The 12061-nt window shown below is 58.2% G+C and carries 5 protein-coding genes; all 5 read left to right on the plus strand.

Going from position 1 to position 12061, the window contains the following annotated elements:
• Nucleotides 1-13 precede the first annotated feature (13 nt).
• The 5 genes from UH5x_RS14960 to UH5x_RS14980 all read left to right on the plus strand — a co-directional run bounded on the left by UH5x_RS14960 (nucleotide 14) and on the right by UH5x_RS14980 (nucleotide 11662).
• Entirely contained in the window at nucleotides 14-1645 is a 1632-nt protein-coding gene (locus UH5x_RS14960) for a BBP7 family outer membrane beta-barrel protein (protein ID WP_482632867.1), read from the plus strand.
• Nucleotides 1646-1951: 306 nt separating this feature from the next.
• Complete coding sequence (locus tag UH5x_RS14965; RefSeq protein ID WP_482632868.1) at nucleotides 1952-6508, plus strand: beta strand repeat-containing protein; 4557 nt, start codon at nucleotides 1952-1954, stop codon at nucleotides 6506-6508.
• 413 nt (nucleotides 6509-6921) lie between these two features.
• The gene (locus UH5x_RS14970; RefSeq protein WP_482632869.1) at nucleotides 6922-8280 is read left to right on the plus strand and encodes a BBP7 family outer membrane beta-barrel protein; all 1359 of its coding nucleotides are present in this window, start codon (nucleotides 6922-6924) and stop codon (nucleotides 8278-8280) included.
• A gap of 77 nt (nucleotides 8281-8357) precedes the next feature.
• Nucleotides 8358-11411 (plus strand): CRTAC1 family protein, encoded by a 3054-nt coding sequence (locus UH5x_RS14975; RefSeq protein WP_482632870.1) that lies wholly within the window; start codon nucleotides 8358-8360, stop codon nucleotides 11409-11411.
• A 77-nt stretch (nucleotides 11412-11488) separates the two neighbouring features.
• Nucleotides 11489-11662 carry a hypothetical protein gene (locus UH5x_RS14980; protein ID WP_053061320.1) on the plus strand — a complete coding sequence of 58 codons (174 nt, stop codon included), beginning with the start codon at nucleotides 11489-11491 and terminating at the stop codon, nucleotides 11660-11662.
• Nucleotides 11663-12061 lie beyond the last annotated feature (399 nt).

Here is a 12061-nt window from a genome sequence, read left to right on the forward strand (position 1 = left end):
ATGGGTGACGCCCGTGTCAAAACGTCTGTTTTACTTCTGTATCTTTGGGTCGCTTGCCGTGATGGCAGCCCCTTTGCATGCACAAACCAACTCAACTCGGTCGAGCCAATCCGGTTCGGTCCGCGACGCGAGCTACATCGAGCAGAACGCTCGAGCTTCGTGGCAGCCGGTCCGAGACCTCTCGCAAAAAACGACCTCGCAGTCGACCAACGCGAATCGCCCCCAGTCGGCGAACGTTCGCTTGGTGGACCACACGTCACCTTTGCCTTCTCCGCCCATGCCGCCTTCGATCCACCCGATCATTGAAGAGGGCTCCATGACGCACTCCATGCCATTGGACGGTCAGGTCATCTACGACCCGATGCTGGACGGTGGTTGCGACTCCATGCCAATGGGCAGCTGCGGATGCGGCGACCATGGGTGCGATGGCGGTTGCGGTTCACTCAGCTATGGCGGATGCGATGGCATCGGTTGCGGCAGTGGTGTTTGCCACAACGGCGATCCGATGTGCGGCGAATACAACGACTGCGACGCGATGCGTCCCTGCATGACACTTTGCTGGCCACAAGACGGATGGTTCTCCGCTGAGTACCTGATGTGGTGGCAAGACGGCATGTCGTTGCCACCTTTGGTGTCCACCGACGTGTTGCCATCGCAACGTTTCCCGAATGATCCGGGTCGCGTGTTGTACGGCGGAGAAGATGTCTTGACCGACAACATGGACGGCTTGCGTCTGAAGTTCGGATTCTGGTTGGACAAGTGCCACACCTGGGGCATCGGTGCAGAAGGTTTTGGAATCGGGGAAGAAACCGACAGCTACCGTGCCAGTGGTGCAGACTCACAATACCTTGGTCGTCCCTTCATCAACGTGGCCAACGGCAGCGTCGAAGATCAGCAACAAGTCGCTTTCCCGAGCCAACTTGCGGGAACCGTGGCCGTCGATGTCGACAGTCGCTTGCGAGGCTGGGGAATCAACCTGCGTCACCTACGCCGCAGCGAAACCAGCTGCAGCCAAGGCGTCTTCTGCGGTTGCCCGGAACACACCTGTGAACGAATTGAATACCTGATCGGATTCCGCCAAGTCGAACTGCGTGAAGGCGTTCGAATCACCGAAGACCTCACCAGCATCCCATCAGGCACCGCAGCGGTGATGCAGTACGACATCTTCGATGACTTCCGGACTCGCAACCAGTTCAACGGGTTGGACCTGGGTTGGATGTACAAACGAACCCGCGGTTACTGGACCTTTGATGCCCTGATCCGCTTGGGCGTTGGCAACACTCGCCAACGAGTCACCATCGACGGTGAAACATCGATCGACGGTGCGGCAGCTCAAAAGGGCGGTTTGCTGGCTCAGAACTCCAACATCGGCGAATACAGCCGCGACGAGTTCTCTGTCCTGCCACAACTTGACCTGACACTGGGGTACCAAGTCACGGATCAACTGCGAGCCACGTTCGGATACACGTTCCTGTACTGGTCCAACGTGGTGCGACCTGGCGATCACATCGACCGCCGCGTCGACACGGCTCAATTGCCCAACGGTGCAGCCAGCACGGTCTTGGCTGACTACCCGGCCTTCGAATTCGACAACTCCGACTACTGGGCCCAAGGCATCAGCTTCGGTGGCGAGTACCGCTGGTAAAGAACACGTCCAGAGGCTTGGCAAGGCCTGCTGATTCGACCGGCAATCCCGAGTGGGGTGCTGGGAGGAACAATTCGAAAAATTCCGCTGACTCGCAATGAATCAGCTGACCCGAATGAAGCAAACATGCCGATTACACCGAAGCCGAGGGATTCGGAGCGGTGAAGAATGAAACCATTCGCCGGGTGAGCGCATCCAAGGCCCCACCCAGCCACGAGCCGGTCGCGTCATCCCAGATGATTTCGCGTGGCAGGCTCCGGAGACGCACGCTCCCCCAACAAGACAACAGTTTCCAGGGAATTGGACATGATCTTCCAACGCATGATCGACCGTCTGACCGGTCAAAACCGTCGCACCAATCAAGCTGATCAAGCGAAATCCAGTCGTCGTGGTCGTCGCGGACAACGGCGTCTGAGACTGGAATCCCTGCAAAAGCGAGAGCTGATGGCCGCCGACCTGGGTGCGATCAGCGGCATCGCCTACATCGACAGCGATGGAAGCGGATCAATGGACGGTGGCGAACCAGCCATCGAGGGTGCGTTGATCACCTTGTACCGTGACGCCAACTCCAACGGAACGCTGGAAATCGGCACCGACGTGGTGGAAGGCTCCGTCACCACGGTGGCCGATGGTGAGTACCGCTTCACCAACCTGGACGGCTCCGACGCCACGGGCACAACAGCCACCGGTGTGTACTTTTTGACTCAAGAAGACGCCCCGGGTGGTGCTGACCTCAGCGGATTGGTCTTCCCTGACACCGCGACCGTGACCATCACAGACGACACCGGTGTGACCGCCGCCACCATCGATGCGTTTTCCATCGACCAACCATCCCAACCGATCACCGAGACGGTCGCCGGCAGCACCACCACCAGCAGCAGCGGTGCGTTGACCTCGGGTGGCGATGTGATCGGCGACGAGCGAGACGTTGAGATTTTCCTGGATGCAAGAACCAGCGGCGACAGCCAGTTCGAGATCGTCACCGGTTCTGGTGAACTGGTCTTCAGCAATGGTGGCGACGTCACCGCAACCCTGCTCGTGCAATACGACGGGGTGGACGCCGATGGCGGTGCCCTGGTTCTGGACCCAACGGGACTGGGCAGTGCCGATCTTTCTGACTCGGACAACGCAGCCGGGATCGTCCTTTCGGTCCGCAGCGACCAAGTCGTGACCGACGGTCTGGAAATCCGAATCTACACCGACGCCGCCAACTTCTCGACCGCCCAACTGGACCTGCCCAGCAACATCGGCCTTGCTCAAGAGTTGTTCGTCCCTTTCAGTGCCTTTTCCGACACCGGAACGGGTGCCGACTTTGGTGACGTCGGTGCGATCGAAGTCTTCGTGGACGGTGTTGGCAGCAATGCCGGCGGCGGAGCTCCAAGCTTGGACCTCTTCGTTTCGGTCCTGGAATCCCAACGCAGCAACGAAAACGTCATCAACCTGGCCAGCATTCAGCCCATGGAATTGGGCGGTGAAATCTTCATCGATGATGGCGGCGGAACCAACCAAGCCAACCAAAACAACGGCGATCGCGATGCCGGCGAACCCGATTTCCCCAACCCCGGTGTGGGCAATGAAATCGTGGTCGAACTGTATGCATTGAGCGGTCCAGCCGACACGGTCGATGCTGGCGACACGCCGATCGCAACCACCACCGTGACCGGCGGCGTCACCACCGGCGCCTACACGTTCACCACGCTGACCAGCGGCGATCCACTTGGCCCTGGAACCTACGCCGTTGTGATCCCTGAGTCCGAATTCGCAACGGGCCAACCACTCTTTGGGCACTCCGCCAGTGGCACCGCAGCAGCGGACACCGACCTGAACGCCAACGACGACAACGATGGCACCTATGTCGATGGAATCGGCTTGGTCAGCGGTGCCATCACGCTGGAAGTCAACGGCGAACCCACGACCGACGGCACCGACAACAACACCAACTCCACCGTCGACTTTGGTGTGGTCCCCAACACGGACTTGCGAATCACCAAGTCGCTGGTCACCGCCTCGTCGAGCCTGATCGCAGGCGGCACCGCCGTGTTTGACTTGGTGATTGAAAACCTGGGACCCACCGACGCGACCGATGTGAACGTCGAAGATTACATCCCTGAAGGATTGACGTTCGATCGCGTCGAAGACAGCGGCGGCGGTGCCGTTGCCACCACCACCACGACCGAGGTCGGCGGAGCCGGTCGCGAAATCCGCACCTTCAGCGTTGGTGCCTTGGCAGCCTCGGGATCGGTGACCTACCGAGTCTTCACCGACATCGACACCGACATCACGGCGGACCCTGAAAACGAAGCTCACGTCAGTGGGTATGAAGTGGAGGTCGACAATGACCCCACCAACCCAGTCGACTCCGACCCGTTGCTGAACAACGTTTCGCTGGCCAACGCGGACGTTCCGATCGCAACGTTGAGCGTGACCAAAACGGATAACTTGACGACCGTCACCGCGGGCAACCAACTGACCTACGAAATCACGGTCACCAACACCAGCTCCGACAACGCGATCAACGTCACCGCGTTGGACACGCTGCCCGCAGGAGTCTCGTTTGTCTCGGCCAGCTTCACCGACGGTGCGGGTTCAGCCAGCCTCGTGACCGCGGGTCCCGACATCGGCAAGATCCAAATGGTCTTGGGTGACTTGGCCGCCGGGGAAGACGAAACCATCGAGATCATTGTCACGGTTGATCCCACCATCGCCGACGCAAATTCGCCGCTGGACAACTCGGTCACCGCATCCGCAGACAACGCTCCCGATGTCACCACCAATGACACCACCGACGTTGTTCGAGAAGTCGATGTGACGGTCGCCAAAACCGTCGTCGAAACTCGGATTCCAGATGATCGCACCGATGGCGATGACTCCGATGACATCATCGACAGCACCTCACCATTCCAAGTTGTTGCCGGCGGCTTTGTGACCTACCAAGTCGTGGTCAGCAACGCCGGACCGTCCGAAGCTCGCGGAGTTTCGGTCGTCGACATCTTGGACGATGGCCTGTCCTTGGTCGCAGGCAGCTTTGATGCTGGAACGTCCGGGGTCACCGTGATCCAAACAGGTCAAACCCTGACCTTCACCGTTCCAAACCTGGACCCGAGCGAATCGCTGACGTTTGAATTCGAAGTCGGAATCGGCTCGGATGAATTCGATGTGATCGCCAACACAGCCACGGTCAGCACCACGGATCCGGAATCGGACTCCAACAACAACACGTCCACCGTCAACATCGATCCCGATGCTCGCATCGACTTGATCCTGGAAAAGACGGCGGCGGAAGCCACCGTTGTCCCAGGTGCGGACACCGTGACCTACACCTTCACAGTCTCGCATGACGACGACAGCGTTTCCGATGCAATCAACTCTCGCGTCACCGACACGTTGCCAGCCGGACTGTCCAACGTGGTGATCACCGCGGCTGGTTCTTCGACTTCCAACTTCAACACCACCACTCGTTTGTTGGAAGTCGAATACGCCTCGATTCCTGTTGGCACCACGCGGACCTTCACGGTCACCGCGGACGTGGATCCCACCGTGACAACGGACCTGGTCAACTCAGCGGCCGTCGCAGTCCCTGGGGTGACGGAACTGGATAGCACCAACAACACCGACACCGTCACCGTGGCGGTGACTCCTGAGTTCGATCTGACGATCGCCAAAACCGTCCAGGGCGGTGCCACCACCTTCGGTCCCAATGACACCGTGACGTTCAACATTGTGGTCTCGCACGACACCAATGACGACGGCACCGAAACCGACAACGGCGAAAGCCCCTCGACGGCAACCGGTGCGATTGTGACCGACACCTTGCCCGCGGGGCTGACATTCGCCTCCGCCACCTCAGGCGGTGCCGCCGTGACGCCCACCAGCACCACCAACGGTGTGATCGTCTTCCCTGAATTCGACCTTGCTCCTGGCACGACTCGAACGCTGACCATCACGGCAACCGTCAATGACGACGCCTCCGGTTCGATCACCAACAACGTTTCGTTGGCGACCGACACCGGTGAAACCCAAACGGACAACAACTCGGCATCCGTGCCCGTCACCGTGGTTCCAGAAGCCAACGTGCGAGTCACCAAGACCGTGGACGTGACGACGGCTCAAACCGGTGTCCAACTGACTTACACCGTCAATGTCTTCAACGACGGTCCTTCGCCAGCAGCAGCCGTCACGGCGGTTGACACTCTGCCAGCCGGACTGACATTCGTCAGCGGCACAGGACCCAGCGGAGCATTGTCGGCAACCGGTCAAACGGTCACGGTCAACGGCGGCACGATTGCCTCAGGCAGTTCGTTCCAGTTCACCATCATTGCTTCTGTCAACGACGGCGTGACGGATGACCAAGTCAACAACGTGACGGTCTCCACCACCACCGCGGAAACCAACACCACCGACAACACGGCTTCCGCAACCACCGCCATTGACCAAGCCATCAATGAAATCTCGGGCAACGTGTACCGTGACGCCAACGGCAACGGTGTTCGGGACACAGGCGAGATTGGGTACGCCGGTGTTCAACTGCAACTGACCGGCACGCTCACCGACGGCAGCACGTTCACTCCCGTGACAGTGACCACGGATGCCAATGGTGAATACCTGTTCGAAGACTTGTTGCCTGGCAAGTACCAAGTCACTCGTCTTTCCCTGCCAAGTGGCACCAGCGATGGGCCGGAGTTCCCAAGTGCCTCGGAAGGCACCTTGGGCAATGGCGAGAGCATCGACGACATTGACGTGGGTGGGACCAACCCAACAGTGGTTGCCCTGACCGACTTCACCGTCGTCGACAACAGCAAACGCAGCTTCCTGGCTTCGTTCATGCAAACACCAGGCGTTCAGAACCGTCCGACGGATCGTTGATCCATTGGACTGAAGCGAACTCGCGACAACAAATCGATGCCGGGCAACGGGGAGCCGGTGGAACGCTCGGATCGATTTCGTGAGTCAAGCCCGGCCTTTTTCGGGGGGAAAAGGTCGGGCTTTTTCATGCGCCCATCGTCAATCTCTGGCGAGTGAATCCCGTCGGCCATCGAGCGCGTCCACGCGTGGGAAGGCGTCGTCCGATCTCTCTCGCAGAGCTCCCACGAACAGCTCCTGCAATTCTTCCGCACATCATCCCGGGACCTTGCGAGTCAGGCCTGTTTCACAACGGTTGCATCGTTGGAATTGACCCAGGATCCTCGTTTGGTCTTGACGCCATGGACTTGGATTGACGATCCGTTCGGTTGGACACGCCAAAATCTTGAGCGAATCCGATCTAGAACGGAAAAAAAATGCCAGCCCCGACCAATCTACGTTTCGCGTCCCACGCTTCACGCTCTCTCAGCAAACCATTCACTTGCGGCGCAATCATCGCCTCGCTGATTTTATTGCTGAGCTTCGGATGTGAAACTCAACGCGTGCAAGCTCAACAGTATGCGGTCGTCCCAGTCAGTGGTAACAACCTCGATCCCTACGCCACCGCGGCCTACAATTCCGGCACCCAAGGTGGCGGATTCTTAGCAGGGTTTCCGAGCCAATCGTTCCCGAGCAACCTGTTGGCTCCCACCGTTGCCACGCAGGATCGGTTCTGGTTGCGGACCGACTACATCCGCTGGTGGGCCGACGGCATGGACACTCCTGCTTTGGTCACGACCAGCCCCACGGGCACCGCTCAAACCGATGCAGGTGTGTTGGGACTAGCAAACACCCAAACCTTGTATGGCGGCGAAATCAACGATGAAAGCACCAACGGCATCCGGTTCCGCGGTGGGTTCTTCGTCACACCCGCCTCGGCATTCGGAATCGAAGGAGAATTCTTCCGAATCGGATCGAATGAATCCGGCTTCAGCCGCGATGGCGGAACTCAAATTGTGGCTCGCCCATTCTATCGAACCGACACCGACATCGAGACGTCTCAGTTGATCAACTATCCCGGCGTGGTCGACGGCAGTTTGTCGGTCGGGGCCAGTTCCAAACTCAACTCCTACCTGGTCAACGGTCGGATTGCTTTGTGTCCAACATGCGGCGGCAACTGCGTGACCTGCCGCAACACCGACCGAGTCGATTGGCTGATCGGGTATCGACACATCGAACTGGACGAATCGCTGACGTTTTCAGAATCACTCGAATCGCAACTCACCGCCGCCCCCGGCACGATCAACCTGAACGAAGCGTTTCGGACCAGCAACGAATTTGATGGTTTGCAACTGGGAGTGGTCTACCAAGCCAACCTGGAACGCATTTGGCTGGAAAGCCTCTTGCGTGTCGCGGTGGGAACGACATCCCAAACCGTTTCCATCAATGGGAACACCACCATCACCGAATCGGGAGTGACCGACGAATACACCGGCGGCCTCTACGCTCAACGAGACAATTCGGGCACGTTCAGTCGCGATGAGTTCACGATGGTTCCCGAAGTCGGGTTCACGCTCGGCGTGCACCTCACCAGTTGCTTGGACGCGACGGTTGGATACACGCTGCTTTACATGCCGAACGTCGCTCGCCCAGGTGACCAAATCGACCGCGATGTCGATCCCGACCTGCTGGCCCCTCCCGGCATCGTGACCTCGCCTTCCCGTCCTGAATTCCGATTCATCCAAAACGATTACGTGGCGCACGGCCTGAGCATTGGTGGTCAACTGCGATTTTAACGCGACAGTCAAAACGACCAGGTCGGCTACACTGAGTGAAATCCACAACGTTGATTTCACTTCTGCAGTGACGAGCCATGTCCAAATGGACCGAACCGGTCGCCTCCTTTTCTGCCAGCCTCGTCCTGCTTCTTCTGCTAGCGATCTTGGGTTGCGACCGCCAGGACTCGTCCACCAAAGTTTCGCCCCTCCCCTCTCGCTCAGCTGAACCTGCCGAGTCCTCTTCCGCGAAGACGCCGCCGCAGACCGGGACGGACTCAGCAAACAATGCAGCCCCCTCCCTGTTGCATGCCCAACGTCTCCTTGCATCGGGGAACCCCTCGGGCGCTCTGACAGAACTGCGATCGCTCTTGCAATCGCAACCCGATCAACTGGAATTGATCGCGTTGACAGCCCAAACCGAACGGTCCCTGGGCAACCTCGACGTTGCCATCGAGTTGCTGGACGAATCCGCCGAACGTTTGCCGCAGCACCGCCCCACGCTGCTTGCCAATGCAGCCGCTTGGCTGGCGGAAAGCGGCGACTACAACGCTGCCATCGACCGACACAAGCAACTGCTCGAGTCAGCTCCCTCCAATGTGAATTCGCTCCGTTCCATCGCAGCCCTTCAAAACGAACAAGGCAATCGTTTCGAAGCCAACGAGCACCTTCGACGCTTGGTTCAACACTCGCCGATGACAACGGTGGAACTGCTCTGCTTGTTGGCACCCGATCAACAAATCCATGACAGCCAACACTCACGCGCCAAGCCATCCCAAAAAGCCCTGGCAATGGCTCGCGAGAAGCTTGACGACAATCAATTCCAACAGGCCATGGACGTCCTTGAAAACGCTCCCGGTTTTGCGACGGACGAACCAGCCTTGCTTGCACTGCGGGCAAGAATCTTGGCGGAGATGGGAAGAACCGAGGAAGCATCCTCTGCTTTTGCGGAAGCTCCCGACGAATGCCAACGGTTTCCCGACCACTGGATGGCGATCGGGACCTGGTACCAGGCCAACCGAGAATGGACGTCAGCGAGCCAAGCCTTCCAGCGGGCCGTTGAACTGGAACCACTTCACGAGTCAGCGTTGCGACGCCTCAGCACCGCGCTGCGCGGCCTGAACTCCGACCCAGCCGCTTCCCGTGTGGAAGAACGCGCCCAACTGGCAAAGGATCTGGCCGAGCTCGCGACTTCCACCGTGACTCGACGAGGCAACGTCGGCCGAGCCTGCCAAATCTTGGCTCAACAAGTCACCTCCGTCGGACTGCCGTATGAATCGCTCGCTTGGCAGTTCAACGCCATCGCATACACCAACCCGCAACAGGCTCGAGTCGATCAACACCTCGCTGCGTTGAGCCAGCTGAAACAGACCATCAACTCTGCCGATTCCTTGCTCGCTCAACGCGTCGGGTTGCCCCCCGCGACGCCCCCCCAAACCGATTGGAAGTCGCTCGTCCGTTCACGAGGACCGACCGTGCCAGCCTCCGACACACCACTTCAACAAACGCCCAACGACGAACCATCGATGCAACCACACTTCGCAAATGTTGCTTCGCAAACTGGCCTGACCTTCCAGTATCGCAATGCCAACCCGCCCGTCGAAAAGCATTTCTTGCTGCACCAACCACTCGGCTCGGGACTGGCCTGCTTCGACTTTGATCTGGATGGGAACACCGACATCTACGCTGCCCAGGGCGATGGCAACGCAACCGAGCCCGGACAATCCGCCAACTACCTCGCTCGTCACCTGGGCTCATCGTTCGCAGACGCTACCGCCTCCGCCCACGTCGATGACCGCGGGTATTCGATGGCGGTGACAGCGGGTGACTTCAACCAAGATGGATTCGCAGACCTGGTGATTGGCAACATGGGACGCAATCGCCTGTTGATCAACCAAGGCGACGGCACCTTTGGATCCGCTGAGGTGGATCAAACGTGGGACCAAGGGATCTACACGACCGGGTTGGCCATTGCGGACGTGTCCGGTGACCATTTGCCAGACATCGTGGAGATCAACTACGTCGACGATGAACGAATCTTTGATTCGATCCAATTCGCTTCCTCCGGAAACCCGATTCGCTTGCCCGGTCCGATGCAGTTCACCGCCGCGGCAGACCGTGTCTTTCTCAGCAGTCCAAGCGGATCACTGGAAGGCCACGCCCTTCGCGAACTCTGCCCCACCACATCAGAAGCACATCGCGGAATGGGTTTGGTGGTCGGTGATTTTGATGCCGATGGCAGCAACGAAATCTTTGTCACCAATGACCAAACTCAAAATCAACTCTGGGATCGCGACGCAACTTCAAACGTCACCTTTCATGACACAGCCGTTCTCAGCGGTGTCGCAAACGGGATCACTGGTCGCCCGCTGGCCAGCATGGGAATCGCGGCGGGAGATTTTGATGGCAACCACACTCTCGATTTCCACGTCACCAATTTCGATGACGAATTGTCCAATCTCTATCTGCAACAAGCAGACCACCTTTACACCGATGCCGTCTTCTCAAGTGGTCTCGAAGAACACTCTCGGACGATGCTTGGGTTTGGAACTCAAGCCATCGACTTCGAGAACGATGGCGACCAAGATCTCGTCGTTGGCAATGGCGACATCGAAGATCGACGACCACAAAAGCAACACTTCCGGATGCCCACCCAGTTGCTGATCAATCACAATCACCGTTGGATGGCAACGCAGCCCGCCGATGTCAGCGGCTACTTTGCCAACCAGCACTTGGCCCGCTCCGTCGCCCGACTCGATTGGAATCGGGACGGTTTGGTTGATCTCTTGGTCGGCGACTTGATGGAACCTTTGGCACTGCTGGAGAACCAAACCAAGACGATCAACGACTGGCTGCAACTGCAGCTCATCGGCACCAACTCCGAACGAGACGCGATCGGCGCTACAGTGCAGGTGCAACTGAATGACAGCTCCATTGATCACGCGATCGTGACAGGAGACGGCTACATGTGCCGAAATGAAGCCGTTGTTTGCATCGGAATCCCTGCCAACCAAAGGTTGCACCGGATTGAAGTGAACTGGCCCAGTGGAGAGAAGCAAGCCTTCAACAAAGTAGATTTAAATCGACGAGGGTTGATCATCGAAGGACAGCCAAACATTCACTGGGTGAATTTCGCACCCCGCTCACCTTGAGCCAAACTCTTGCCAGCAACTTTCACAAGCGATTAGGCTTACCTGGTGTTAATCCATTCCCCTCATTGAGCCATACCATGAAAGCTACCAAGACCTTTTTCGCACTGCTCGTATTCGCTGGCACATTCTCTGTCATGGGCTGCGCTCCTGACGACAGCACCACTCAAATTGAACCGCCTGCTGAATTCAGTTACGACGACAGTTCGTACGAGCAAGAAATGGATGCTGCCACAGACGCGCAGCAAGACTAGTCACAGAAATTTCAAAAATTTTTATCTCCACCCAGCACTCTCTCAGTGCTGGGTTTTTTCATGCGCGAGCAACTGGCCTGTCCCGCGCCGACCACGTCGCAACTCGCACCCTCCCCATTCCTTGCCTGCGTTTCACCCGGGAAAAAAGCTCATTTCGCGTGTGTTTTCCTTCGCAGCAAACGACTCCGTCCTTTCACGCACCCTCCGCTTCCCCACCCGATTGAGAAGGCAGCAAACACCCCTTCAAAATTCGCAAGGAATCGTTCATCTACCCTTGCGCTTCATCTTACGCGATTCCAAGCCCCCTTAGATCCTCGTAACCTTCGCCCGTAAGACATAGCAGGGACCCGGCGAGTGTTTTCGCTCGCCATTGATTCCTGCACTCTCCTATTCTTCTCT

It is taken from the genome of Rhodopirellula sp. UH5, from assembly GCF_056839225.1.

Bases quoted from the DNA above. Each gene is read 5' to 3' on its own strand.
- UH5x_RS14980 (WP_053061320.1), top strand. From the start codon at position 11,489: ATGAAAGCTACCAAGACCTTTTTCGCACTGCTCGTATTCGCTGGCACA.
- UH5x_RS14975 (WP_482632870.1), top strand. From the start codon at position 8,358: ATGTCCAAATGGACCGAACCGGTCGCCTCCTTTTCTGCCAGCCTCGTC.
- UH5x_RS14970 (WP_482632869.1), top strand. From the start codon at position 6,922: ATGCCAGCCCCGACCAATCTACGTTTCGCGTCCCACGCTTCACGCTCT.
- UH5x_RS14965 (WP_482632868.1), top strand. From the start codon at position 1,952: ATGATCTTCCAACGCATGATCGACCGTCTGACCGGTCAAAACCGTCGC.